This is a genomic window from Pseudomonas sp. MAFF 730105, assembly GCF_055380705.1.
Window position 1 is genome coordinate 2,722,700 of the sequence record NZ_AP018438.1, and the last position, 25,666, is coordinate 2,748,365.

Genomic DNA, 25,666 nt, shown 5'->3' on the forward strand with positions numbered 1-25,666 from the left:
ACTTTTCAGTGCTATTTTTCAATTAACTCGGCCTTTATTGAAGTGTGATGTAGCTCACGTTATGTGCGGGCGTTGTTGATTGAGCCTGAGCCCTGTGTTAGCTGGAGCGCCGAGTGCGAATTCTTCTCAGGAGTGCTCCGGAGCCTGCGGGGGTAGGGGGAATCCTACTCTTTGCCGATGTGGACAGAAGTGCTTGACTGGACCGAGATAACGTTTATTTAATTACCTGTCTTGAAGATCTCTCAGGCCTTGGAGCGTTCATCGGCAAATGATATTGCGCTGGGTTTTTATAGGGGAATCCAAGATTTTGCTTGTTGGTCCAGGGAACTAAATTTGTATATTTCTGCCTTGTAAGGCGTGCGATTAATATTCGCCTACATCCACAGAGAGAGTGTTCGATGGGCACCAGAAACGATGTCGCTGGTTACGAGGGTTGGGGCAGCACCGCATTTTTACTCAGTCATAAAATTGAAATAAATGATGCTTTTCTCGACATGGATCTGTTGTTGTGCGGAGAGACGGGCTCCGGCAAGGATGCGTTGGCCAGCCATTTCCATGAGCGGTCCAGCAGGTCCGGGCCATTTGTAGGCATGAACTGCGCCGCGATTCCAGAACAGCTCGCCGAAAGCCAGCTGTTTGGCGTGGTCAATGGGGCGTTTACCGGCGTTTGTCGCTCCCGCAAGGGCTACATCGAAGCGTCCGCAGGGGGCACGTTGTACCTGGACGAGATCGACAGCATGCCGTTGAGCTTGCAGGCAAAGTTGTTGCGTGTCCTGGAAACGCGGGGTGTTGAACGCCTCGGCTCCACGACCTTCATTCCCGTGGATCTAAGGGTCATTGCATCGGCCCAACGGCCGCTGGATAAACTGGTGGAACAAGGGCTTTTTCGTCGCGACCTGTTTTTTCGGCTTAACGTGCTGACGCTCCACTTGCCAGCCCTGCGTAAGCGCCGCGAACAGATCCTGCCATTGTTCGACCAGTTCACCCAAAGCATCGCCGCAGATTTTGGTCGTCCCGCTCCCATTCTCGACAGCGCTCGGGTGCAACTTTTGCTCAGCCATGATTGGTCGGGCAACATTCGTGAACTTAAATCGGCCGCCAAGCGGTTTGTGTTGGGGCTTCCATTGCTGGACGCGGAGGCGGTAGCAGTCCGCAGCCCGGCACCCGATTTGCGCGCTCAGTTGCGCATGATCGAGAAAACGCTCATCCAGGATGCGCTGAAGCGGCACCGGCAAAATGTGGCTGCTGTGGTTCAAGAGTTGGAGATTCCCAGGCGCACCCTCTATCACCGCATGAAGGAGCTGGGGGTCGAGGCGCAGCTCACTGCTTGGACTTGAAACTGCAACGCTGCTGTATTCGCGCAAACCTGATGGGCTAGAGGTCGTGGATGAGTCTTGATGATGGGTTCGAAGAAGATTTTGCCGAAGAATGCATTCCCAATCTGGATATCGTCGCCGAAAGTATTTCACAGCTGGGTATCGATGTACTGTTGTGCGGGGAGACCGGCACGGGCAAAGACACGATCGCGCAACGCATCCACGTGATGTCAGGCCGCAAGGGGCCGCTGGTGGCGATGAACTGCGCGGCGATCCCCGAGTCATTGGCCGAGAGCGAGTTATTTGGTGTGGCCAGCGGCGCCTACACCGGGGCGGATCGTTCGCGGGTCGGTTATATCGAAGCGGCACAAGGCGGCATCCTGTACCTGGATGAAATCGACAGCATGCCGCTCAGCCTGCAGGCCAAGTTGCTACGCGTATTGGAAACCCGTGCGGTTGAGCGGCTGGGCTCAACGTCAACCATCAAGCTCGATATCCGGGTAATAGCCTCGGCACAACGTTCGCTGGGCGATGCGGTGGAGCAGGGACACTTTCGCCGCGATCTGTACTTCCGCTTGAACGTGCTGACCCTCAAACTTGCGCCGCTGCGTACGCAGCGTGAGCGCATCGTGCCGTTGTTCAACCGTTTTGCTGCCGCAGTCGCCAACGATCTTGACTTGCTGTCGCCCCATGTCACCTCTCTGTTGCAACAGCAACTGCAGGCACACGACTGGCCCGGCAATATCCGTGAGCTCAAGGCTGCGGCGAAGCGATTCGTGCTCGGCTTTCCTGTGTTGAATGCCGGGCCGGTCGAAGAAGAAAACCCGGCCGGTGGGCTCAAGTCACAGCTGCGAGTGATCGAAAAAGCCTTGATCCAGCAATCGCTCAAGCGCCATCAAAACTGTGTCGATGCGGTCAGCACCGAACTGGGCATGCCACGCCGTACGCTCTACCGGCGCATCAAGGAACTGCGCATCTGATTTTTTTGCGCAGGGGCTGGAACCGATCCGCCGCTCGTTGCCACCTAGTCAGTACCAAGCAATCACGCTGGTGCATACCAAGGGGTAATTTACGATGTCTAGAGTTAATGGCAACGGCGGTGGTCAACAGTACAACCTGCCTCCGAGCTCCAGCAACAACAACCAGGCTCTCGATGCACAGACAAAAGCCAGTAAGGAACAGGATGCCAACCAGGCAAAACTGATCGCGTTGCAGTCGGCGGAAACCATCAAGAAGCAGACCCTGGACGTGTACAACGCCATTCAGTCGGGCAAGGACGATTCTTCCAACAAGAAGATCAGTGCCACGGCCCAGAGCGCGAAAGGCGTTAGTTACTAATTCTTTCTGATTGCCCCCCCCTCGTCAGAGGGGGGTTGCTACTTGAGGATGGACGTTCCATGCACAGTCCCAACAGCGTTAATTCACTGCAAGGCTCGGCGTTGGTGCTCGTCTTGCCGCTCGACAACAGCGCGACCGCTGGCTCAAGCAAGTCCAGCAAGGCGCTACAGGATGTGATCGCCCAGTTGGTCAAGGCGCTGACGAAAGACGGCCAGTTGGACGAAAGTTCGCCCCTGGGCAAAATGCTCGCCAAGGTCATGGCCGCCCTGGGCAAGCACGGGAGGGGCGCCGAAAATATCGCGGCAGCGCTCGACAAACTGATTCACCAGAAACTGGGGGATAATTTCGGCGCTGGCGCAGACATGGTGTCCGGTGACGGCGGTTCGGGTGCCGGGCAGTCCGATTTGATGGCAAAGGTGTTGAACGGCCTCGGTAAAGCCTTGCTGGATGATCTGTTGACCAAGCTGGGCGACGGTGCAAAGTTCTCCCGGGACGACCTGCCGATACTGGCGAAGGTCGCGCAGTTCATGGATGACAACAAGGCTCAGTTCCCACGTCCAGACTCGGGCTCGTGGATGAAGGAACTCAAGGAAGACAACTTTCTGGACGCCGATGAAACCGCGAAATTCCGTTCGGCCCTTGACCTCATCAGTCAGCAGTTCGGCCAGCAACAGAATGATGCGAGCCCCGTTGACGGTGGTCTTGGCAGCCTTGTAGGCAACACTGAAAATTCGCCCGTTTCGCTGGGGGATTCTGACCTCGATACCCAACCCGTTTCCAACCTCAATGGCAACGGTGACGCCAACGAAGGTATCGCTCAGGCCTTGGGCGAACTGGTGGAGCGTGGCGTGCAGTCGCTGTTGTCTGGCGGAGGTTTGGGTACGCCGCTCAATAACTCGCCGCAGCTGCAGGCCACCACCCCGGGTGGCGATACATCGAAGCTCGATCTGGGACGGCTATTGGGTGGGTTGGTCGAAAAGGGCTTGGAAGTCTCCCTGAAAGGCAATGACTTGCAAGACAGTGCAGCGCAAGCCGCGGCCCAGATAATCAACGTATTGCTGCAAGGCAACAATAAACAGTCAGTGGCCTGACGGAGAACGCATGTGAGCATTTCCCACGTTACTCACCTGAAAAACATTTCGCCGGAGCTTGGGCAGGATGTGCAACAAGCGATCGTCTCCGAGCCGGTCCAGGCAGATGTCGATCTGTTCAACGCGGCGGTACGTCCGGATAGCTCACAGGCGGGTTCCCATCTGTCCGATCAGGTAGCCGGGGCATTGTCCGAACGCCTCGGCGATACCGAAAAGCTTTCGCAGCAGGCGCTGCGAGCGGTGAAGAAAGTCGCTGGTACTGAAGACAGTGCGGACATTCTCCAGATGGGCCGTGCGCTGTCGCAATGTTCGTTGCAAATGGCGTTAACGACCAAGGTCGTGAGCAAGAGTGCCCAGGCGCTCGATAAGCTGACCAATCTGCAGTAGAGGTTTTCCGTGAGATTCTTGAGCGCAGGACTGCTGCTGTTGTGCATGCTGTTGCTCGGCGGCTGCAGCGACGAAACTGATCTGTTCACCGGTTTGTCCGAGCAGGATGCCAACGAGATCGTTGCTCGTCTTGCGGATCAGCACATAGATGCGCGAAAACGCTTGGAAAAAACCGGGGTGGTGATCACTGTCGCCACACGGGAAATGAATCGTGCCGTGCGTGTGCTGGACGCCGCGGGCTTGCCTCGGCGTTCGCGTACCAGTTTGGGAGAAATCTTCAAGAAAGAAGGCGTGATCTCGACGCCTCTCGAGGAGCGGGCCCGTTATATCTACGCCTTGTCCCAGGAGCTTGAAGCGACCCTGTCGCAGATCGACGGCGTGATCGTTGCCCGGGTGCATGTGGTGTTGCCTGAGCGTGTCGCACCGGGTGAGCCGATTCAACCTGCCTCCGCCGCGGTCTTTATCAAATATTCCGCCGCGCTCGATCCTGATAGCGTACGCGGGCGTATTCAGCAGATGGTCGCGAGCAGTATTCCGGGGATGTCCGGACAGTCTGTCGACGCCAAGAAGTTTGCCATCGTCTTCGTGCCCGCCGCGGAGTTCCAGGAAACCACCCAGTGGGCCAGCTTTGGCCCGTTCAAGATTGACAGTGCGAACCTGGCGTTCTGGGACCTGATGCTCTGGCTGATACCCGCGGGCGCGGTGTTTTTTCTGCTGATCGTCGCACTGCTGTTGCGCGGTGACTGGCGTGCCGCCTTGTTGAGTCGAATAGGGCTCGCTCGCCGCAATCATTCGAACCTACCGGCCCGCGCATGACGAGCCTGCCCCCTGAGGATCAATGGGTCCGTTGGTGGTGCAACCCCTGGGACTGGGCCCACCCGGGCTGGCAGAGCCGGTTTGCCGATTCGGTGGGCTTATCGACCCGTGCCTGCGAAGCGCTCATGGCCAGCCGCCACGGGGCGTTTCTGCAAAGCGTCGGCATCGATCCCAGCCAACCACCGATGGCCCCCGAGCCGGTGTTGCGTTGGCTCCAACTATCGACGTCACAGCGCGATCGGGCGTTGGCGCTGGCGCAGTGCATCTGTTTTGCCCAGATAGAACGTGACGGGGTCGATGGGCAGTGGTGTTGGGCGGTGACCAGGGCGCTGCGCCCCGGCACCTGGCTGAACCCCGAAAGTGACGATGTTCGGCCTTTGCTTGGCGCCTGGCTCGGGGCCGCGTGCTGGTCGCGATTGCGCCTGGCATGGGCGCCCGGGGACGTAGCCGAGCGCCCGGCGCAGGCTCCTGAACACAAACTCCAGACGTTGTGGCAGGCCATCCTTTGGCGCGTCATGTCGAGCTGAGCCCCTTTTTCCCCCGCGCGCCAGGAGTTGTCCATGCTCGCTAAACGCAGTATTGCTCTGACGGACGCAGCGGTGTTGCCTGAGCCGATTTTACGCCATGAAGACATCGCGGGCAGCCTGCGTGCGTGCGAGGTTCTCGTTGATGCGCGCCGACAAGCGCAGCAGATCTTGGTGCGTCAGCAAGAACAGAGTGACCGCCTTCATGCCCAGGCATTGGCCGGTTTCTGGGAAACGGCCAACGCTTTTCTCGCAGAACTGAAGGTCCAGCGAGACGCATTCGAGCAACAAGCAATGGACGCTTTGGAAACGTTGCTGAACGAGGCGTTGCGGCATTTGCTCGACGACACAACCCTGGCGGAGCGAACGCGGGCACTGGTAAAAAATCTGGCCGCCAGCCAGCCCGATAAAACCGTCGCGACGCTCAGCGTTCACCCGGATATGGTTGATCCCCTGGCCGAGTGGCTGGCGCAGAGCCGGTTTTCCGAGCATTGGCAGTTGCGCGGCGATGCAGCCATGGCGCTGGGCACTCTGCGCCTGAGCGACGCCAACGGCGCGTTCGACATTGACTGGGCAAGCCTTCGCGACGGCTTGCTGAATGTTGATCGAGCCGATTGAAGACTACTTGAGCGGGCTTTGGAACCGCTTGGCCGTTTGCTCCACTCAAGGGATGAACCCTTCAGCAGGAGTACCGGTGAGTGATCAACTTCAAGAGCTTGCAAAACCACCTCGACCACTCGATGAGTCGCGCCCAGTCCGACATGGATGATGCGGCGATGGACGCCTCGGAGAGTGGTTCCGTCGAAGACCTGCAGGCGTTCAACGATGCCCAGCGGGAAACTGATGTCGCCAGCATCGCCGTCAATGAAACCCTGCGAGCCAAGCACGGCATCACCAAAGCGATCATCGATGGAATTCAGTGACTTCGCCGACATCCTCGACCAGTGGTCCAAGCAGCTTGCGCCGACGCCGCTGGATTGCTGGATCGATGACGCCAACGCACGGCTGGCGGTGATCGGCGGTGGGGTGTGCTGCAGCATCGATTTACTCGATCCCTATGATGCCTGCGACCCACAAAGGATCGGAGCCTTGCTCAGCCAAGGTGGCGCCAGTCTGGCGTGTTCCTGTGAGGGCGCGCTGGCCATCGATCCGCAAACCCGCTGTGTAGTTCTGGTCAGCTGGCTGCCGGCCCCGTGTAACGCCGATCATTTGCTGGACCGTCTGGAAAGCCTGGCCAACCAGCGTGCGGCCATGCTCAGCCTGATGCACGTTGCCATCCACAATCAGGCGCCATTGTCCGGCCGCACCAACCTCAATCACCGGCAATCAGGAGTGTGAAATGCGCAAGGCCTTAATGTGGTTGCCTCTATTGTGGATCGGAGTGACCCCCGCCACTTGGGCAGCCATTCCCGAATCCTGGAAACATACGGCCTATGCCTATGACGCCCGCGAGACTGAACTGGCGACCGCGCTGGCGGACTTTGCCAAGGAGTTTGGCTTGGGGCTGGACATGAGCCCTATCGCCGGCAAACTCGATGGCCGCATCCGCAGCGAGAACCCCGAGGGCTTCCTGGAGCGGCTGGGCCAGGAATACCATTTCCAGTGGTTCGTTTATAACGACACGCTGTACATCAGCCCGTCCAGCGAGCATACCTCTGCGCGTATCGAGGTCTCATCCGACGCGGTGGATGACCTGCAAACCGCCTTGACCGATGTGGGCCTGCTGGATAAGCGTTTCGGCTGGGGCGCATTGCCGGACGAAGGCGTGGTGCTGGTTCGTGGTCCGGCCAAATATGTCGAGTTGGTGCGTGACTACAGCAAGAAAGTCGAGCCGCCGGAAAAGGCCGACAAACAGGACATCGTGGTGCTGCCCCTGAGGTATGCCAACGCAGCGGATCGCACCATCCGCTACCGCGACCAGGAACTGACAGTGGCCGGCGTCGCCAGCATTCTCCAGGACCTGTTGGAAAGCCGCTCGCGAGGCAACGACATCAGCAGTGTCAAGCTGCTGTCGGGGGCCGTTGGCAACAGCGGTTCGAGCGTCGGCGCGCAGGGCTCCGTAGGACTGCCTTACAACATCGGCTCCGGCGGGTTGGACACCGGCATCCTGCAACAAGGCCTCGACAGGGTCCTGAGCTACGGCAGTCGCAAACCTGGCAAGGGCAAGGAAGGTGGCCGTGCGAGCATTCGTGTCAGTGCCGATATACGCAACAATGCCGTGCTGATTTATGACTTGCCTGAGCGCAAGGCCGTGTACGAGACACTGGTCAAGCAGTTGGATGTCCCGCGCAATCTGATCGAAATCGATGCCGTTATCCTGGACATCGATCGCAATGAATTAGCCGAGTTGTCCAGCCGCTGGAATTTCAATGCGGGCAGTTTCAGTGGCGGCGCCAATCTGTTCGACGCCGGAACCAGTTCGACGTTATTCGTTCAGAACGCCAGCAAGTTTTCGGCGGAACTGCATGCCTTGGAGGGGAATGGGTCAGCATCGGTCATCGGTAATCCATCGATCCTCACGCTTGAGAACCAACCCGCGGTGATTGATTTGAGTCGCACGGAGTACCTCACCGCCACGTCTGAGCGGGCTGCCACTATCCTACCCATCACCGCCGGTACGAGCTTGCAAGTGATTCCGCGCTCGCTGGACCACGAGGGCAAGCCTCAGGTACAGATGATCGTCGACATCGAGGACGGTCAGATCGATGTATCGACCATCAATGACGCGCAGCCGAGTGTGCGCAGGGGCAACGTCAGCACTCAAGCGGTGATCGCCGAGCATGGCTCACTGGTGATTGGGGGCTTCCATGGACTTGAGGCCAATGACCGGCTCCACAAGATTCCCTTGCTGGGCGACATTCCCTACATCGGCAAGTTGCTGTTCCAGTCTCGCAATCGTGAGTTGAGCCAGCGCGAGCGGCTGTTCATCCTGACGCCGCGATTGATTGGCGATCAAGTCAACCCGGCGCGCTACGTGGAAAATGGCAATCCCCACGACATCGATGACCAGATGAAAAAAATCAAGGAGCGACGCGACGGAGGAGAGCTGCCGACCCGGGGCGACATCCAGAGAGTCTTTACCCAGTTGGTCGACGGTGTCGCTCCCGCGGGTATGCGCACCGGCGAAACCTTGCCATTTGAAACCGACAGCCTCTGTGACCCGGGTGAAGGCCTGACGCTCGACCATCACCGTTCGCAGTGGTTCGTGCAGAAAGACTGGGGTGTTGCGGTGACCGTGGCGCGCAACAATACCGACAAGCCGGTACGTATCGACGAAAGCCGATGCGGCGGTCGCTGGGTCATCGGCGTTTCCGCCTGGCCTCATGCCTGGCTGCAACCGGGCGAGGAAAGCGAGGTGTACATCGCCATGCGCCTGCCACAGATCTCAAAAATGGCCAAAGAGAGCCGACCGTCGCTGCTCCGGGGAGTGAAACCATGAAGACCGCCAGTGTTGCCCTCCTGTTCGTGCTGTTGGCTACCCTGATCGGGTGCGCCACGCATGGTTGCTCCGGGTACGCCTGCAAGCGTCCGGACTCCAATGACCGCGAGCTGGTCATCTGGTGGCCAGCGGATATGCGCGAAGGCTTGCAGGAAAGTGACAAGGATCGCGATTACACCGTCGTGCAATTGAAGGATTAGAAATGATCGAGGTCACGGAAAAAGCGGCTTTCTACGCACAGGTGGCCGCCCGGCGCATGGCGGTCTGGCCGGTAGCGAAAGGGGTCGTGTTTGCCAGTCGCTGTGAACATCATGACTGGGGCATCGCGCTGCACATCGAAGGCCGTGCCCTACGCCCCGAGCAACTGAATGATGCGCTGCAACGGCGGTTCACCCAGGCCGAGCAATTCAATCATTACTACCTGTTCCTCGATGTCCGTAACGATTTGGTCGTGTGGCATGCGGTGAGTGACGCAGCCGCCACCGTCGCAAGCCTGGATGAGATCCGGGGCCATGCCTTGCAGCTGGCAGGGTTGGATCACCTGGGCGAATCCACCCACTGACCACAGCCATGTTGGCTATCCACCGAACGCGTGGCTTCACGTTAATGCAAGTCAGTTAAACCGTGGGAGCAAAGCTTGCTCGCGATAGCGGTGGAACAGCCAGTGCAGTTGTCGATTGACTTACCCCATCGCGAGCAAGCTTTGCGCCCACGGATTTTGCACCTTTTGATCGCGGATTGACCGGCATAAGGCTTCACGGTGTGTCGTCGATGCGAATCACTTCGTCGGTGACTTCATCGAGCTGGCGGACCATCTTGTAGATATGAGCGACAGCCAGCAGTGTGGGCCGGGGGATGTATTTGCCAGGCTTGACCTTGTACAGGGTGCGTGCGAGCCAGATGTTCTGTACCACCGGGATCCCGGCTTGTTTGGCGCGTGCGATCAGCGCCAGTGCGTCTTCGTCTTCGCCTTTGCAATGAATCCTGGGCAGTGGTGTTTCCCCTGGGCGGTAGTAGAGAGCCACTGCGTAGTGGGTCGGATTGACCAGCAGCATGTCCGCTTCCTCCACCGGCTTTGGCGCCGCGCTGGGTTCCTGGTTGAGGATTTCATGGGCCAGGTGCCGACGATGGCCTTTCACGTGGGGATCGCCTTCGGACTGTTTGTATTCCTTCTTGATGTCTTCATGACTCATGCGCAGTTTCTTGGCGTGGAAGTACTTCTGCATGGCGAAGTCGATCATGGCGATCGCCAACAGCAGGCCCAGGGTTACCCGCAAAATGTGCCGAAACAGCTCCACCAGCGCATGCAAATACGTCGTCAGATCGCTGTTGGCCAGTAGGACCAGCGTCCCCAACGCAGGTTTGATCAGTGCATACATCGTTGCGCCGATGGCGGTGGCCTTGAGTACGCTGAGCAGCAGGTTGGTGATGTTTTGCCCCGAAAACATCTGCTTGGCGTGGGAGAAGGGGTTGATCTTGTTGATGTCGACTTTCAATGCTTTTGGCGCGAACAGAAAACCGATCTGTACCCAGGTGCCGAGCAGGCGCATCAGCATGGCCAGGCCGACGCTGCACAGCGTGAAATAAAGCAGCATGGCGAGGCCTTCGCTGGCGATCACCTCGACCGCCGATGTGAACGGGGAGCCGATGCTTTTAAACGAAAGCGCCAGCAATGCCTGCAGGCGATCGATGCTTTCATCGGCCAGGCTGAAGGTGATTTCGCTGACGGCCACCAACGTCATCAGTTTCCCCAAGTCCTGACTTTGACCGACCTGGCCTTTTTCCCGGGCGTCGCGTAACTGTTTGGGGGTGGCTTTTTCGGTTTTTTCGCTCACGGCACCTGCACCAGAAGGCTGAGCAGCGACTTCAGATCGGCCAGTTCCGCCAGTTGGCCGTTGCCCAGTTCCAGTAGCGTGGGCAAGTAAATCAACAGGAATGCCAGGCCGGCCATGCTCTTGGCCGGCATGGCCAACACCGAGACATTGAGCTGTTGCGCATACAATCCGATGATCGCCAGTGCTGCCTCGATCAATAGCAACAGGCCAATGAAGGGCGCGGCATATTGCAGCATATGGTGCAGGGTCTGGCTCAGTTGATCGAGAAACACATCCAATCCGTCCACTGTCATCCCCGGTAGCCAGGCCGTGGGCGGCCAGACCTCATAGCTGTCCCAGATGACCTGGGTGATCAGCGACAGGCCACCAGATAGAATCACCAGCATGATCAGGGTTTCCTGGAACAACTCACCCAATGGGGTCGCGTCCGGCCCCAGGGTCGGGTTCATCTGGCCGCCGCTGAGTGCGCCGCGCTGGCTGTCCAGCAGGGCGCCGACCGAGGCGAACATCCAGAACGGGGCATACAGCAGCAGCCCCAACAACGTACCGAGTACGGCTTCCTTGAGCAGTAGGCCGCCAATGGCCAGCCAATTCTCGTCGAGCGAGCTCAAGGCGCGGCTGATGCCCGGCGCCGGGATCATGGCGACGACCGCCACCACGGCATAACGCAACGGACCCTTCAGGTATTTGAAACAGAACGCCGGCACCAACAGCATGCAGGGCAGCAAGCGCGCCATCGCCAGGCCCATGCCCAGCATCAGCTCGAAGGCGTCCTGCGCATTGAAGGGCATTTAGTGGGCGACTCCAGATCGTGCAATCAGATCAAAGGACATGTTGATGAACTGGATCAGCTCGACACCGATCCAGCGGCCGGTCATGGCCAGGGTCAGCCCGACCGCCCCCAGTTTGATACCAAATGGCAGGGTCTGATCCTGGATCTGCATCAGCGCCTGCAACAGCGAGGTGACCACGCCGACCAGCACCGCAACGCCGAGCGGCGGGGCGGTCAGGATGACCACCAGGAACATGCCTTGCTTGAACAACGCCAACGCTTCCATGGCTGCCTCACATGTACGAATAAAACAGGCTGTCGAGCAGGCGCGACCAACCCGAGACCAGCACGAACAACAACAGCTTGAGGGGCAGTGACAGGGTCATGGGCGAAACCATCTGCATGCCCAGGGCCAGCAACAGGTTGGAAACGATCAGGTCAATGACGATGAACGGGATGTAGATCAGAAAGCCGATCTCGAAACCGGCTTGCAGCTCCGACAGCACAAATGCAGGAATGGCCAGCAACAAGTCATTTTTGCTCGCTTGATCGGCCATTTCCTTGGGCCACATGCGCTGGGTGTTGTCGAGCAGATGGTTGATGACATCGGGATCGGTGTTACGTGTCATAAAGCGTTGCAGCGGCTCGATCACGGTTCTGACACTGGCCTGGAGCTTGTCGGTGTCGCCCAGTTCCAGCGGATGAGCCTGCACCCGTTGCTGGATTTCGTGGGCCACCGGGGCCATGACGAACATCGTGGCAGCCAGGGCGATGCCATACAACGCCATGTTTGGCGGGACCTGTTGGACACCAATGGCGTTGCGGGTGATCAGCAGCGTCATGGCGATCTTCAGAAACGCGGTACAAACGATCAACAGGAACGGAATCAGCGACAACGCTCCAAGAAACAGCGCCAGTAGAACCGGATTCATGCCCTCCATGATCATGATGGGGTCGCCAGCCGGATGATCTGCAGGCCAAGCCGGCCATCGATATCGACCAGTTCGCCCTCCGCCACCACGTGCTCGCCGTGGCACAACGTGGCGTGGCCGGGCGCGATGCCACTGACTTCGACGATGGTTCCGGTGCTCAACCTTTGCAGTTCGCCGAGGGTCAGCTTGAGTTCTCCGCAGCGCAGGGTCAGGTCCAGTGCCAGCGATTGAAGTCCAGGCGCGTCAATCCGTTCCGGCTGCTCGTGAGATGCGTAATGGTCATGCTCCTCGAACGGCTCGGACAGCGGCGGGACAATGTCCGCCTCATCGGTTTCGTCTGGCGCAACGTCATAGTCGTTGAGGGTTTCGACCTCGTCATGATAGAGATCTTCAGTGCTCATCGAGCGGGGGCTCCTCGTGATTTAGCTGCAAGAAAAGTTGCTGCGCCCGGTCGGTGGCCTGTACCGCCCAGCGTCGTCCAGCGAGGGCGAGATGACCTTGGCCGCGGCTGTCGAACTGGCAACGGGCGGGCAATACCACGTCACCCGGGCGCAATGAACTCAGTTGTTCCAAGGTCAATACCAACTCGCCAATCACCAGTGGCGTGGTCACTTGCAATGCTGGGTCCAGCGGTTGCTGGCGGGCTTGCCAGGGGGCTGAGCGCAACAGCCGAAGCAGGGTGTCGGGCGTCGTATGCAAATGGGCGTGGAGGGTCTGGCCGGCGCGGCGAACCTGGAGACGGCAGCCGACAGTCGCTGTCGCCGGGTTGTCGAGCAGCGGCTCAACCGGCGCGAGCAAGGCGGCGATGGCCGGGCTCAAACGCTGATTGAAAAACTGCCAGTACCAGGCCTGGTGCTCGCCCGTCAGGGTCAACGGTGCATCGCCGAGCAGGCTTAGCAGCGCCTCGGCATCAGTGAGGCACAACGCACCGACTGCGCTGTTGAACCAAACGCCGGCGGCGGGGATGGCGGTCTCGGTCAGTGGTGGTAAAAGCGTCAGTTCGGCGTCCTGGTCCCGGGTGCGCAAACCCAGGCGTTGGCCCGCGCCAAACTCACGGCTGGCGCGGGCCTGGAGCCCATTGACCTGGCGTAGCTTCAGCGTGTTCATGTCTCAAGGTCTTCGTGCAGGTCCAGTTCGACGTCCAGGCCCAACGCTTGCGAGAGTGAGTCCCGGCAGGCACTAACATGTCCTTGCAGGCGCTTGAGCACGTCGCGGCGAGCAAAGCCGAGCTGGACGTTCCAGCGATTATCGATTTTCTGGGAGTGAACCCGCACGCAACCGAGGTTGGGCATCATCAGGGTGAAACTGAGCGGACCTTCCGGCTGATCCGGCAGGCTTCGCGCCAACTCGTCGATCAATTGGCTTGGCACCTGCTCGGCTCGCACCGGGAACGTGACGCCGCCACCACCGGCGAAGCCTTGCTGGTCAGGCTCGGCGCCCACTGGCAGCACCAGCAGTTGCGAAAAAAACAGGCCGTCGGTGCTCATTGGTGTGTCCGGCGACTGTTTGTTCAAGGTTGTTCGATTGACGTGTGCATCGCTGCGGCCTAGGGAGCCAAGGACGGGCCGTTTTCCGCTCGAAGGGGGCGTCGGTAACTCTGTGGGTGCAGGGTGCGGCGGCGCGGTCGGCGGCTTTTGCGCCGGCTTGATCGGTGGAGTCATCGGCTTTTAACCTTCTTCACTGAGGGTCTCGCTCAGGCAGGAGAGTTTCTCGACTGCCCGTTGAAAAGCCTTGGCTTGCAGGCGTTTGCGTTCAAGCAAGGCCTGTTGCTCGGCGATCTGCAATTGCTGTTGCTGCACGTCCTGGCGGATCAAGGCGAGGCGGTCGAGCATGTTCTTCTCTTTCTCGTGCCAACGATCTACGTCCTTCAGACTGATGGTTTTTTCCAGATGAGCCGCCGACAGGCTTTGACGGCGCTGCCGATGGTTGTCGCGCTCCTGACTCAATACCAGCCTGGTTTCTGATAAGTGGTCGAGCATTGAATTCAGTTCCACCTGGGCCTGGCGTTGCGCCCGTTCGGCGCTGGCCTGGCGGTGTTGGCGCAGAGGGGTGATCAGGCTGATCACCTGTTCCAGGGCGACCCGCTGCGGATCTTCTTCCAGGGCTTCTTCCACGGTTAGGCCGGTAACCGCGAGGTGAGCTGCAGCAGTTCGTGCAGGGTTTGCTCCAGGGCAACCGGCTCGCGCAGGTCCTGGCGAAGGAAGGCGTTGATGGCGTCATTCAGTTCTACGGCGCAATCGGTGACTGGATCGGCGCCGGCCTGGTATTCACCCAGGCGCAGGAGCATCTCGACTTGCTTATAGGCGGCCATCAGTTGGCGTAAGCGGTTGTTTGCCCGCTGGTGGTCGCGGCTGCTGACGTTGCTGAGGATCCGACTGATGCTGGCGGACACATCGATGGCCGGATAATGTCCGCGCTCGGCCAGCTTGCGCGACAGCACGATGTGGCCGTCGAGCAGCGAGCGCACCTCGTCCGCCACCGGATCGTTCATCGAGTCCTGTTCGATCAGTACGGTATAGAGCGCAGTGATCGAGCCGTTTTCGCTCATGCCGGCGCGCTCCACCAGACGTGGCAGCAAGGTGTACACCGACGGCGGCAAGCCACCGCGGCCCAACGGTTCGCCGGAAGCGATGCCTATTTCACGCTGTGCGCGAGCGAACCGGGTTAACGAGTCGAGCAGCAGCAGTACCTTCTGGCCCCGAGCGCGAAACGCTTCGGCGATAGCCGTCGCGGTGAACGCGGCGCGGGCTCGCTCCATGCTGGACCGATCGGACGTAGCGCAGACCAGTACCGAGCGGCTGCGCAATGTTTCGTCCAGTTCATGATCGAGAAACTCGCGCAGTTCACGGCCCCGCTCGCCGATCAAGCCAAAGACAATGACGTCGCAGCCCATGTTGCGGGCCAGCTCCGCCATCAGGGTTGTCTTGCCGCAGCCAGCGCCCGCGAACAACCCGACACGCTGGCCTTCGCCCAGCAGAATGGCGCTGTCGATGGCGCGCACACCGGTGGGCAGGGCGTTGCTGATACGCGGTCGCTGGGTCGGCGGTAGAGCGTCGGCGATGACCGGCAGGGTTGTGCGGCGATCGTCCGGACCTGCGAAGGCACCCAGGCAATCACCGAGCAGGGGCCGTCCGAAGCCATCCAGCACACAGCCGAGCAGGCTGTCATCCACGCCAATTCGGTGGGCCATGCCCAGCGGACGAATCGGTGCGCCCACCTGAATCCCGTCCGGGGCTCCAAGGGCGCTGAGTAAAGTGCAATCCTGAGTAAAACCGACGATTTCGGCGAGCAGCAGGCTGCCGTCCGCCTTGCTCACTTCACACAAGTCACCGACCTTGGCGGCGGGAATCTTGCACTCCAGCAAAATGCCGCGCACCGCGCTTACCCGACCACTGACACGCACGGCGCAGTGGCGCGCAAGACGCTCCAGATGCCGGTGCTTCCATTGGTTCAGCGCCGCATTCACCAGTTCACCTCGATGTGCCGGTCACCGTCGAATTGCAGGCGCTGAGCGTCGATACGGGTCAGGCGCAGGCCTTGTACCTCATCGCCTACGTACAGGCGACGTCCGTCGGCTGTCACCAGATGGGCATGCGGTCCGGTCATGATTTGCACAATCACGAAGGGCAGGCCATTGCGCGCACTGGCAACGTTGTCGAGCACCGTCACTGGCGATTCGTAGCTGTCCTTGAAGCGTTGCAGCATGCGTTGGTACACCAGCAGCGCCTCGTCCTTGAGATTGCCATTGAGCACCAGCCCCTGCGGCGTTTCCTCGACGCTTACGTCAGTGAGCAGACGGTCGCTGAGCATTCTGTCGAGCGTGCGTCGAGCCGCGTCCGTGCTGGCCAGGCGGGTGCGTTTGTCGGCTACCTTGCGGGTGTCGTTTACTGAGGCCTGCGCAGGTTTTTCCGGCGCTGCCGGCTCTACCTGAGCGATGCTATCTGGTGGTGGGGTCGTGGCGGTCGGGCGGGTCAGGCTCCAGGCGCTGCCGATGATGCCAATCAACACGCCGGCAACGATTCCGGTGGTACGGTTGAGAAACTGCGAACGCGGTTTGACTTTTTCCAGGGGGGGCGTGCTGCGTAACGGTTCGGCCTCGACCTTTGGCTGCTTGGGGATGAGCGCCGGTACTGTTGGCCAGGTATCCTCGGCGGGCGAGACGCACAGCCACACCGAGCCCAGCATAAAGGCGTTGTTGGGGATCAGTTCGACGCTGGCCGTGACGTTTCCTTCTGCATCGCAGACTGAGCCCTGTTCGGCTTCCAGGCTCCAACTGTCGTCCGACCGTTGCAGGCGGCAATGCAGGTCCGCAATGCCAGGGTCATCCAGGGACAGGTCCTGCTGTTCGGCAGCGCCAATCGACCACTGCTCGCCGATCAACGGCAGGGCGGCGCCTTGATGCTGGCCGTTCAGTACTCGTAATTCAAACATCAAAAAAACTCCCGATGCTGAGCAAGACCGGCTTAAGCGGCATGATCGCTATCCATTGCTTCGAGATCGTCTTCCAAATCGAAGCGACCCATGACCTTGACCTTGGCCGCGTTGCTGATCTCGGCGAACGACAGCACGGGCACGTGATAAAACTCTTCCTTGAGCAGTGTGCGCAGCGGGCTGCGCAGGTCTTGCGCCACCAGCAAGACGGCCTGCTCGGGGGTTCGCACGGGAAAAGCCATGTGCAATTGCTGCACGAGTGTCTGGCTGATCTCGCTGCTCAATGAGAAGAAGGTTTCGGTTTGCGTCTGACGCAGGCCATCGCGCAGCAAGCCTTCGCTTTCCGGTGTCAACAGCCACACCATCAGGCCGTCGACACCACAGTACTGGTGATAGATCTGCGTTTTGAGGGCGATACGCACGTAGTCCGTCAGCACGCTGATGTCACGTTCGTGCTGGCAATGTTCGATCAGGGTTTCGGCGATCAATCGGATCGCGCGTAGCGGCACGCACTCTGAGGCTAAACGTTGCAGGACCGCCGAAAAACGCGTCAAGGTGATCACCCGTTGCATTTCCTGGGCGAGTTCGGGTTGCTCGGATTCCAGCCAGTTGAGAATCGCCTTGGTTTCCTGCAGGCCTATGAATTGCGGCCCGCAGGACTGCAATGCACGCTCCATGCGTTCGATGATCAGTGTGCTGGCGTCGACCATGGCGAGCGCGCCGTCGTGCAGGTCCGGCGTGTTGGCAGGCAGCCAGACCCATTGCTCTTCCTGGCGGTCGGCGGTGCCGGGTATGGCTGTCGAAGGGGCCTCGCTGTCCAGCAAGCGTTCATCCACCGCGACATGGGTATGAGAAAAGGTCGCCTTGAGTAACGGTACGTCATACACGGTGAAGCGAAACTCATCCGGCGACAGGTGATCGACGTACTCGATGATGAACGAGGGCAGTGTCAGGCCGTACTGCACCACCAGGCGGTTGCGTCGCTGGCGTATTTCGCTGACCAGCGCGTCGATCCGGCCAGAGTCCTGCCCAGGATGAAACTGGAGCACGAATTGCCGGCTGGGAGAGAACGTGCGCAGGTCCTCCTGGCCGTTCATTTCCGGAGCGACGACCACCGCGCTTTCCTGTTCCGCCTTGGGTTTGGCCCGCTGCAACTGCAACAGGCCGCCGCAGCCACAGATGATGGCGATGGTGATGAACACCCCCGTCGGCATTCCCGGCAACATGGCAAAGCCGAACATGGCAACAGCGGCGATGATCCAGGCCTTCGGCTGGCTGGTGATCTGCTCGGCGATCTCCCGGCCGATGTTGGCTTCCACGCCGGCTTCGGTATTAGGCACACGGGTGATGATCATGCCGCAGGTGACGGAGATCAGCAGGGCCGGAATCTGCGCGATCAGGCCGTCGCCGATGGTCAGTACGGTGTAGAGCTGCAAGGCATCACCGGCGCTCATGCCGTGTTGCACCACGCCGATGGAGATCCCGCCGATCATGTTGATGGCAACGATGATCAGGCTGGCGATAGCGTCGCCGTTGACGAACTTCATCGCCCCGTCCATGGCACCGAACAATTGGCTTTCCTTGTTCAGCTCGGCGCGACGGTTGCGTGCTTCATACACGCTGATCAGATTGGCACGCAGGTCGCTGTCGATCGACATCTGCTTGCCGGGCATGGCATCGAGGGTAAATCGCGCACCGACCTCGGCCACCCGTTCCGAACCCTTGGTAATCACTAGGAAGTTGACCACCGTCAGGATCAGGAAGATCACCAGGCCCACCGCCAGATTGCCACCGACCACAAATTCACCGAACGCTTCGACGATGTGCCCGGCATCCTGATTGAGCAAGATCAGCCGCGTGGTGGAAATCGACAGCGCCAGGCGAAACATGGTGGTCAACAGCAGCACGGCGGGGAACGTCGAGAACGCCAGGGGGCGGGGCAAGTGCATCGCCAGCATGATCAGCAGGCAGGAAATACAGATGTTGACCGCGATCAGTACGTCGACCAGCCCGGTGGGCAGCGGCGTGATCATCATGAACACCACGGCGATCACGAAAAGCGCGCCCACTATCTCGGAACGGCGCATGGCGGAGAGGGCAATCATGTTCAGCGCGTTGATGACTTGATGCATCAGGCAAGGCCCCCGTAAAGCTGTTTTTGTTCTTGCTGCGTGAGTTCGGCCATCAGCGTCAGTAGGTTGCCGAGTGCGTTCTGGCGGCTTTTCATGTCTCGCCAAAGCAGGATCGGCAACTGCAACAGCATCGGGCGCAGGCCGTTAAGGAATGCCAGTTGGTGCTTGAGTGGCTTGCCGGCGATGTGCTGGGTCAGTTGCAGGGTCTGGCTCAGATTCATGCCGTTGGCGGTGAGCGTCAGCAAGTGCTTGAGAAAGGCCGGCGGGTCGACATTCAGTTCGGGGTTCTTGGTGCGCATGCGGCCCAGCAGGTGTTCACAGCCATGCAATAGCGTCGTTACGTGTCGGGCGGTATTGAGGCCGTGCATCAAGGTGCGCAATTGTTCGTGGGACGCGGAGGGGGTCAAGGCCGACAGGTCGTCGGCGATCGCGCTGCGCATGTCGCGCAGGTTAAGGTCGAATTGCCCAGGCTCCTGCTGCTCGTCGAGCAGCGCTTCGATCAGCCCGGTGATATTCGGCTGTCCGGAAACCGCCACGCTGTAAAGGTTGCGCAAAGTCACTCGGCGTTTGCTGTCCAGGCTTGGGCGAGCGAACGCCTTGGCGGTATTGATCCCGGCCCGAGCCCGTGGTCCGTACTTGCGTCGCAACAGCTTCAAGTGCTGGGTCAGTACAACGTGCTCGCCCGTCGCGCCATCGGACTGGGCTTGCTTGCGGGCTGCTTGCAGCAGCACATGGGCCTTGGCTGCGTCGCCGTCGGTGTAGGCAAGGACCTGTGACAGATCCGCCGAATTCTCCATCTGCAGTTTCTTGCGCAACATTCTGGCGGCGTTATCCAGCCCGGTGTCCTGCGCGCCCATCAGCAACTGATAGAGCTCGCCCAGTTTGACCGCTCGCGACTGCAGGGCATTGATGCTGGCGATCAGCTCGCGCTGACTCAGGATACGGCTGTGCTGCACCAGCGCTGCGGCGAAGCGCGAGACCTGTTGCGGCGAAGTCCCTGCGTTGTGCTGAACGACGTGTTGCAACGGCTGCGCAACGGGCACCGCCACCCGGGTGGGCGCGACAGCGGGTGGGGGCTGCAATAGAGATGGCGCGACGATTTTCATAGGGCGATTCTGAACCTGGTCATACCCCGCTGAGTGGGCCGCACACCGAGTTCAGTTCCCTGCTGGAGCACACCGCGCGTCTGTGCCAAATGTCGTCGAGCCAGAAAGGCAGTTGTGCAATATTTTGTATCTAAAAAAATATTGAAATTAAAATATCGTTAATTTTCAAAAGCTTGAGCTGTAGTTTGGGTTGGTATGGATATCGCTATAGGGATTGCCCACGGTAGAGAAGGGTAATTCCCATGTTGCAACGTTTTGTAGTTCTTGATGGAGCATCCCCCCATTCGCAGGCGTCGCCCTCCGGGATCCGTCAATTGAGCAGCGAACAGATAAAGATGCTCAGGGCGTTTATTCAGAAACGGGTAATGAACCCCGATGATGTCGATGATCTGCTGCAATGCGTTTTTCTCGAGGCCTTGCGCAGCGAGCATAAATTTCAACATGCCAGTAAACCGCAGACGTGGTTATGTGGCATTGCGCTGAACTTGATCCGTAACCACTTTCGCAAAATGTACCGGCAGCCGTTTCAGGAAAGCTGGGAAGATGAAATGCATTCCGAACAGGACGGGCATGGGGACATCGGCCATCAGGTGGACGGCCATCGGCAATTGACGCGGGTGATCCAGGCGATTGATTGCTTGCCGCCGAACATGCAGAAGGTGCTGGAGGTCTGTCTGGAAATGGACGGCAACTATCAGGACACGGCCAGCAGCCTCGGCGTGCCCATTGGCACGGTGCGTTCGCGGCTTTCACGGGCGAGGGTGCAGCTCAAGCAACAAATAGATCCGTTTGCCTGAGCGAGTCTTTCGATCGTTTTTCGGGAACCAACTTTGTTCGCCAACCACACAGTTGCCATCCTTCATTCCCGGATGGCGACTTCCCATGCGAATTTCCAGTTCTCCCTACAGCGGTAACGTGCATCGACCCACCTCTGGTGAACTGGCGGGTGATATGCCAACTGCCCGGGCTCCACGTGACAATGGCGGCGCCCAGGTCGGGGTGCAGTTCGGCCTGGACACGGCGGACTCATTGGGCGTGACGCAAAATGCCACGCAGGCGGCAGGGTCGTTCCTGAATCAACTGTTCCAGGGCAAAGGGGATACCAAGACCCAGTCGCCGTCATGCGGTTCGCCAAAACAGGTCACCCCCAGCGCTCCGGTTGCGCCTGCCAAAGCTCCGAGCACCGATGCCTCCGACCCCGCCAACGCGCCGAAAGCGGCCGATGCGGCCTTTCTCGATAACTCCGATTTCTCGTCCCCTGAAGCCTTGAAACGCTGGGAACCATTGGTGGCGCATTTGCCGCCCGAGGAGCGTCTGCAAGCAGAAAAGGAGCTCAACCGGCCGATTGCGGCCGCGCGAATGGCCAGGGGCGATGGGCCCGAAGCGGCCCAGGCGATGGCGTTCATCAACGCCAACCCGGCGCTGAAAACGGCGGTGGATGTCGCCCAGGGTGGCGGCAGCGCGGATGGCAAGATCACCAACAAAGACCTCAAGGTGTTCGCCAAGAATATGGAGAAGGCCGCCGACAAGGCAGACAAAGATCTGGCCAGGTATCAAAAGGATAATCCCAACGCCGATCCGCAATCTCTGGAAATGGTACGCAATGCCTCGTTGATGCAAGCGAACCTGCCACTGGTAACGGCTGCCGATCCCCACAACGCAGTGGGAGCCGCCAACAAGACCAAGGTAGACGGTAATATCAGCGCCGATGACTTGAACGGTTTGTCCAAAAACAACCCCGGGCTCTCGGGGGCGCTCAAGCAATCCTGCAACACGTGGGCACAGCCGGGCTTTCTCGGCCAGCTTGACGAGGCGGGGATGAGCGGGCGCGCCAAGGCCGCACACAGCCCCGACCTGTTGTTCAGCGCCAAGAACCTGAGTGAATGGATCAAGAAGAGTGCGCCCACCAACGGCGGGCAGTTCGCCGGGATGCTCAGCGATGCCGCGACCCTCAACGCGGTGGCCGGCATCGATATCAGCAAGCTCGATGAAAAAGTGTTCACGCAACCCAAATCCTATACAGGGGCGCAGAAGGCCGCCGTCATGGTCAAGTTGCAACAGACCCAGCAGAGCGTGATCGCCGGGCGCAGCTTGCGTAACACCGAGAAAACCGAGCAGGGGCTGGCCGACAAAATCGCTCAACTACAGGCCGATCCAGGCGTGCAGGCGTATCTTAACAAGAGCATCCCCGAGCAGGAGCGAGCCCTGGTGGGCAGCGATGCCGCACTGCAAAAGGCCGTCAAGGAACAGGCGAAGAACGTCAACAGCGGCAAGGCGCTGCAAATCGACATGGAGACCGCTGACAGGGCCGTCGACAAACATAACCCCATCGCCGACTACAGCGGTGCCATCAGCGGACTGTCCGCCCAGTTGGAATTGCAGAAAGACCTGTTCCCCGAAACCAAGGTGCCGAGCGCTGCCGACGTCCTGGACAAGCGTGTGGAGTTGCACGCACGAATCGGTGAGTCCTATGCGCGCAACTTCAGTGAAGGTGGGGCGCTGAAGCAATTGCTCGGACAGAAAAACGTCGATGCCAATCAGGCCCTGCAAACAGCGGATGCGCGCAAGGCCGCCTACGACAGTGTCATGCCCAGCGATCTCACCGAAGGCCAGCATGAGAACTACCTGGACGCCACGTTTGCGCAGCTACAGGACACAAAAAAGGGTCGCAAGCTGCTCGAAGGCAAGACCGATGACGGCGATAAGGGGCCTTCGATGGCGAGCCAGATCGCGGCACAAATGGGCCCCAAGGCGCTTCAGTCGGTCATGGGCTTCGCCTCGGTCTCCGACATGCTTGCCCACGGCGACAAGCTGGGCGCGACACAAACCATTTACGACAGCACCAAACTGGCTGGACAGGCGGCCAAGGAAAGCATCGAGGCGGGTGCCAAGCTGCTCGGTCGTGAGGCATCAGGTGGCCTCGGCCGCATGGCCGGTCAACTCGCCGGCCGTGCCGTCGCCATGGTCGCCGGCGAAGCCACCGGCCTCGCCGCTGGGGCTGCGCTGGGGGCGGCGATTCCGGTGATTGGCTGGGCCATCGACGGTGCCATGGCCCTGGGGCTCGGCATTTCGATGATTATCGACGCCGTCAAGAAGCACAAAGCGCAAAAGGCGTTCGACCATAACGTCGACCCGGTATTGAACCAGTTCGGCATCGCCAAGGCGCATTGACATCCTGCGGAGATTATTTGATGAGACCCATCGGTGGCCCTGCGCCGCGCTACCAACCACCTGAACCTTCAACGCAGGCCTCGGCCTCGCGATCCACTCAACAGCCGCAGGCTCCATCCAACGCTTCGGAAGAAGCGCCTGTGGCGCCGACGTTGGGCAATCTGCAGCGCTATCCCGGTGGGCGCTATGCCCATCTGGGCGAAGCGATCGTCCACATGAAGGTTGCCGACCCAGGCAAGAAGCGCCAGGGCGAACATGGAGCGAGTGCCGCTACCGCAACACCCGTGGCCACTCCTCAGAACGTTGCTTCATCCTCTCGGCAGATCGCCGGGGGAACGGTTGAAAGCGTTTTCTGCACAGACCTTGCAGAGTTGGCGAGCAGGAGCGAGAGAACGCATACCTATCTGGCTGATCCCGCCGTAGCTTATGGCCATGCCGCAAAAGTACCTCATGCGATAGGCCATAAGATTCTTGGTGATGCAAAACGGTATATCGAATCGAGACTTCAACCGCATGGGCTGAAACTGGACGATGTGTTGACGAAGGCCACCGACAAACGCCTTGAGATTAATCTCAATTACCTCGAAATGAGGGATTACGTGGGCCGGGAGGGTTTTTGGGTTCAAGCAGATGGCGATCGACTCAGAGAAAAGCTGATGGACAAAGCGGATGCTTACCTCAATCACTTCCTTGCACTGGACCTGCCCGCGCTTGCTCCACTGGCTGGGTTAAAGAGCAAAAACAGCCTTGGCGTCATGCGCGAGCTGCTTCAGGACGCCCCCGGCCTGGTGATTGGCGAAGCGCACAGCTCCAAATCCAGCAAGCGTGTGGTGATCGACAACATCAAAGCGTTGAAGGCCGCCGGCGTGACCACGCTCTACCTTGAGCACCTGTGCGCAGATTCCCATGGCAAAGCTCTGGACGATTATCTGGCGGCGCCCAAAGGCAGCCCGATGCCTGCCAGGTTGAAGGTCTACCTCGACACGCTGACCATGGGCAATCTGCCTCCCAATGCAAAAAAACCTGCGCAGGGTTTCACCGAGCTGGTCCAGGCGGCGAAGGAGGGCGGGTTGAACATCATCCCACTCGATACCGCCGAAACCTATGCCACGTCAGAGGCCTCCGGCAATACGCGCACTAAAGTGATGAACTACTACGCCGCGGAAAAAATACGGTTGAGCAAACCCGAAGGCAAATGGATTGCTTTCGTTGGTTCTACACATGCCACCACCTTCAAGGAGGTGCCGGGGCTTGCGCAGTTGCATGGGGTCAGGAGTCTGATTGTGGATGATTTCGGCAGTAAGGCCCGGGGGGCGGAAATTGAGGTCAATGTGGAGGGCTATGGTGAGGAGATTAATCCGGATGTAGTGATGTCTTATAAGGTTTGATGGGCAGGTGCTGCTGACTATTGAAAACCTCCAGGTTGGGCTGGTTTAGCGAACGCCAGGGAGGTGAGTGAAGGGGTGCTAAGCCAAGTCCAGCGCTCCCCAACTGCTGAACGTGAATGGCGTGGCGACGAAAAGCAGCCGCTACGGGACTGTGGCTGCCAAAAGGTCGGTCGCTCTCCTTGGGGGCCTTCTGTAAGCGTATGGACAAACCATCTTGCACGACTAAGCCGGACGCCAGCGATGCTGCAGCAACGCTGCAATCTCGCTCGCCCGCTGCAAATGAGTTTGATGAAAACCGAGTTTTCGTTAATTACCCCATCTCGCTGCGATAAAACGTCTTTCGATCACACTCGTTGAATAATTAGGCGGCGTTTTAGGCGCGCAGTAAAAGAACCAGACGATTTGTAAGAGCGCCGGGGTACAGCGGCAGAACTCGATGAATAGCTGTGCTGGCCAGTGAATGAAGAACCAACGGTTCAACGTCATAAGACTCAGGAAGAACCCAAGGACCAGCCGGGCGCTGGGTGCACCGAGTGCCTGCCAGCTCATCGGACGTGATCGCGGAATCGAAGCGATATTGAGCCGCGGTGACTATGACGCAGAACTGGCAGAACGATATGGATGGGTTACGCGATCTATCCCTGATGAGGAATTGGACAGACTTTTGAAGGGCATGAGGTTCCGACTTGCGTTATTCGACAAGTCAGCAGTGGCTGCCGCCAAAGCCCAGAACAACAGAGCAACACTGCCGCCGGATGCTGATCTCCTGACAGCCTATTATGAGTACGTTGAGTCGCTGACGTGGGCGAGGGGGCAGGCGGGATTGCCTCAGCTTCGGATGCACATTGCTGAAAAAGGGATCAAGGAGGTGGAGTCGCGCCTGGGGTACTACATAGGTCTCACAAATCAACCGCCTTTGATCTGGCGAAGCTTGTTATTGCAACTCTAGCGACTTTATTGAGCGATTTAGGTCGAGGGGGCATAATTT

Annotated in this window: 29 protein-coding genes; 17 read left to right on the forward strand and 12 right to left on the reverse strand. The window is 59.4% G+C overall.

What is annotated here, in order from left to right:
* Positions 1-398: 398 nt before the first annotated feature.
* The 13 genes from PCOSP_RS12200 to PCOSP_RS12260 all read left to right on the forward strand — a co-directional run bounded on the left by PCOSP_RS12200 (position 399) and on the right by PCOSP_RS12260 (position 9,473).
* The gene (locus PCOSP_RS12200) at positions 399-1,337 is read left to right on the forward strand and encodes a sigma 54-interacting transcriptional regulator (RefSeq protein WP_464711429.1); all 939 of its coding nucleotides are present in this window, start codon (positions 399-401) and stop codon (positions 1,335-1,337) included.
* A gap of 50 nt (positions 1,338-1,387) precedes the next feature.
* Positions 1,388-2,296, forward strand: a complete 909-nt coding sequence (locus PCOSP_RS12205) for a sigma 54-interacting transcriptional regulator (RefSeq protein WP_464711430.1) — start codon at positions 1,388-1,390, stop codon at positions 2,294-2,296.
* A 94-nt stretch (positions 2,297-2,390) separates the two neighbouring features.
* Positions 2,391-2,654, forward strand: a complete 264-nt coding sequence (locus tag PCOSP_RS12210; protein ID WP_464711431.1) for a type III secretion system major pilin HrpA — start codon at positions 2,391-2,393, stop codon at positions 2,652-2,654.
* Between the two features lie 59 nt (positions 2,655-2,713).
* A complete protein-coding gene (locus PCOSP_RS12215; protein ID WP_464711432.1) occupies positions 2,714-3,745 on the forward strand; it encodes a harpin HrpZ family protein in 1,032 nt (343 codons plus the stop codon).
* Between the two features lie 12 nt (positions 3,746-3,757).
* Positions 3,758-4,132, forward strand: a complete 375-nt coding sequence (gene sctI / locus PCOSP_RS12220; protein ID WP_464711433.1) for a type III secretion system inner rod subunit SctI — start codon at positions 3,758-3,760, stop codon at positions 4,130-4,132.
* Between the two features lie 9 nt (positions 4,133-4,141).
* A complete protein-coding gene (sctJ, locus tag PCOSP_RS12225) occupies positions 4,142-4,948 on the forward strand; it encodes a type III secretion system inner membrane ring lipoprotein SctJ (RefSeq protein WP_434702650.1) in 807 nt (268 codons plus the stop codon).
* A complete protein-coding gene (locus PCOSP_RS12230; protein WP_464711435.1) occupies positions 4,945-5,475 on the forward strand; it encodes a type III secretion protein in 531 nt (176 codons plus the stop codon). Before sctJ ends, PCOSP_RS12230 begins: the two co-directional genes overlap by 4 nt.
* A 33-nt stretch (positions 5,476-5,508) precedes the next feature.
* Positions 5,509-6,090, forward strand: coding sequence for a type III secretion system stator protein SctL (gene sctL, locus PCOSP_RS12235; RefSeq protein WP_434702647.1), 582 nt, complete (start codon positions 5,509-5,511; stop codon positions 6,088-6,090).
* An 80-nt stretch (positions 6,091-6,170) separates the two neighbouring features.
* Positions 6,171-6,395 (forward strand): type III secretion protein, encoded by a 225-nt coding sequence (locus PCOSP_RS12240; RefSeq protein WP_434702646.1) that lies wholly within the window; start codon positions 6,171-6,173, stop codon positions 6,393-6,395.
* Positions 6,382-6,810, forward strand: a complete 429-nt coding sequence (locus tag PCOSP_RS12245) for a type III secretion system chaperone family protein (protein WP_464711437.1) — start codon at positions 6,382-6,384, stop codon at positions 6,808-6,810. Before PCOSP_RS12240 ends, PCOSP_RS12245 begins: the two co-directional genes overlap by 14 nt.
* Before the next feature lies 1 nt (position 6,811).
* On the forward strand, positions 6,812-8,911 hold the full coding sequence (sctC, locus tag PCOSP_RS12250; RefSeq protein WP_464711439.1) for a type III secretion system outer membrane ring subunit SctC: 2,100 nt from the start codon (positions 6,812-6,814) through the stop codon (positions 8,909-8,911).
* Positions 8,908-9,111: an HrpT family type III secretion system protein gene (gene hrpT / locus PCOSP_RS12255; protein WP_464711440.1), complete on the forward strand. Its 204-nt coding sequence runs from the start codon at positions 8,908-8,910 to the stop codon at positions 9,109-9,111. Before sctC ends, hrpT begins: the two co-directional genes overlap by 4 nt.
* 2 nt (positions 9,112-9,113) lie before the next feature.
* Positions 9,114-9,473, forward strand: a complete 360-nt coding sequence (locus tag PCOSP_RS12260; RefSeq protein ID WP_464711441.1) for a type III secretion protein HrpV — start codon at positions 9,114-9,116, stop codon at positions 9,471-9,473.
* Positions 9,474-9,666: 193 nt separating this feature from the next.
* On the opposite strand, the gene sctU is transcribed toward PCOSP_RS12260, so the two are convergent.
* The 12 genes from sctU to sctW are packed head-to-tail and all read right to left on the reverse strand — an operon-like array spanning position 9,667 to position 20,119.
* A complete protein-coding gene (sctU, locus tag PCOSP_RS12265) occupies positions 9,667-10,746 on the reverse strand; it encodes a type III secretion system export apparatus subunit SctU (protein ID WP_464711442.1) in 1,080 nt (359 codons plus the stop codon).
* Positions 10,743-11,537, reverse strand: a complete 795-nt coding sequence (gene sctT / locus PCOSP_RS12270) for a type III secretion system export apparatus subunit SctT (RefSeq protein WP_464711443.1) — start codon at positions 11,535-11,537, stop codon at positions 10,743-10,745. The genes sctU and sctT overlap by 4 nt, the downstream gene beginning before the upstream one ends.
* Complete coding sequence (sctS, locus tag PCOSP_RS12275; RefSeq protein ID WP_464711445.1) at positions 11,538-11,804, reverse strand: type III secretion system export apparatus subunit SctS; 267 nt, start codon at positions 11,802-11,804, stop codon at positions 11,538-11,540. It lies immediately after the preceding gene.
* Positions 11,805-11,811: 7 nt separating this feature from the next.
* The gene (sctR, locus tag PCOSP_RS12280) at positions 11,812-12,465 is read right to left on the reverse strand and encodes a type III secretion system export apparatus subunit SctR (RefSeq protein ID WP_464711446.1); all 654 of its coding nucleotides are present in this window, start codon (positions 12,463-12,465) and stop codon (positions 11,812-11,814) included.
* On the reverse strand, positions 12,462-12,851 hold the full coding sequence (locus PCOSP_RS12285) for a FliM/FliN family flagellar motor switch protein (RefSeq protein ID WP_464711448.1): 390 nt from the start codon (positions 12,849-12,851) through the stop codon (positions 12,462-12,464). The genes sctR and PCOSP_RS12285 overlap by 4 nt, the downstream gene beginning before the upstream one ends.
* Entirely contained in the window at positions 12,841-13,557 is a 717-nt protein-coding gene (locus PCOSP_RS12290; RefSeq protein WP_464711450.1) for a type III secretion system protein, read from the reverse strand. Before PCOSP_RS12290 ends, PCOSP_RS12285 begins: the two co-directional genes overlap by 11 nt.
* Positions 13,554-14,111, reverse strand: a complete 558-nt coding sequence (locus PCOSP_RS12295) for a type III secretion system HrpP C-terminal domain-containing protein (protein WP_464711451.1) — start codon at positions 14,109-14,111, stop codon at positions 13,554-13,556. Before PCOSP_RS12295 ends, PCOSP_RS12290 begins: the two co-directional genes overlap by 4 nt.
* Positions 14,112-14,117: 6 nt before the next feature.
* Complete coding sequence (locus PCOSP_RS12300; RefSeq protein WP_434702625.1) at positions 14,118-14,564, reverse strand: type III secretion protein; 447 nt, start codon at positions 14,562-14,564, stop codon at positions 14,118-14,120.
* A gap of 2 nt (positions 14,565-14,566) precedes the next feature.
* On the reverse strand, positions 14,567-15,916 hold the full coding sequence (locus PCOSP_RS12305; protein ID WP_434702623.1) for a FliI/YscN family ATPase: 1,350 nt from the start codon (positions 15,914-15,916) through the stop codon (positions 14,567-14,569).
* Positions 15,913-16,881 (reverse strand): type III secretion system inner membrane ring subunit SctD, encoded by a 969-nt coding sequence (gene sctD, locus PCOSP_RS12310; protein WP_464711453.1) that lies wholly within the window; start codon positions 16,879-16,881, stop codon positions 15,913-15,915. The genes PCOSP_RS12305 and sctD overlap by 4 nt, the downstream gene beginning before the upstream one ends.
* A 32-nt stretch (positions 16,882-16,913) precedes the next feature.
* Positions 16,914-19,013: a type III secretion system export apparatus subunit SctV gene (gene sctV, locus PCOSP_RS12315; RefSeq protein ID WP_434702620.1), complete on the reverse strand. Its 2,100-nt coding sequence runs from the start codon at positions 19,011-19,013 to the stop codon at positions 16,914-16,916.
* Positions 19,013-20,119: a type III secretion system gatekeeper subunit SctW gene (gene sctW, locus PCOSP_RS12320; RefSeq protein WP_464711455.1), complete on the reverse strand. Its 1,107-nt coding sequence runs from the start codon at positions 20,117-20,119 to the stop codon at positions 19,013-19,015. The genes sctV and sctW overlap by 1 nt, the downstream gene beginning before the upstream one ends.
* A gap of 242 nt (positions 20,120-20,361) precedes the next feature.
* On the opposite strand from sctW, the gene PCOSP_RS12325 reads away from it, so the two are divergent.
* From PCOSP_RS12325 to PCOSP_RS12340, 4 genes are all read left to right on the forward strand, one after another.
* Positions 20,362-20,916: an RNA polymerase sigma factor gene (locus PCOSP_RS12325; protein WP_464711457.1), complete on the forward strand. Its 555-nt coding sequence runs from the start codon at positions 20,362-20,364 to the stop codon at positions 20,914-20,916.
* 85 nt (positions 20,917-21,001) lie between these two features.
* Entirely contained in the window at positions 21,002-23,290 is a 2,289-nt protein-coding gene (locus PCOSP_RS12330) for a type III effector HrpK domain-containing protein (protein ID WP_464711459.1), read from the forward strand.
* A 20-nt stretch (positions 23,291-23,310) separates the two neighbouring features.
* The gene (locus tag PCOSP_RS12335; protein WP_464711461.1) at positions 23,311-24,678 is read left to right on the forward strand and encodes a membrane-targeted effector domain-containing toxin; all 1,368 of its coding nucleotides are present in this window, start codon (positions 23,311-23,313) and stop codon (positions 24,676-24,678) included.
* 460 nt (positions 24,679-25,138) lie between these two features.
* The gene (locus PCOSP_RS12340; protein WP_464711462.1) at positions 25,139-25,627 is read left to right on the forward strand and encodes a hypothetical protein; all 489 of its coding nucleotides are present in this window, start codon (positions 25,139-25,141) and stop codon (positions 25,625-25,627) included.
* Positions 25,628-25,666 lie beyond the last annotated feature (39 nt).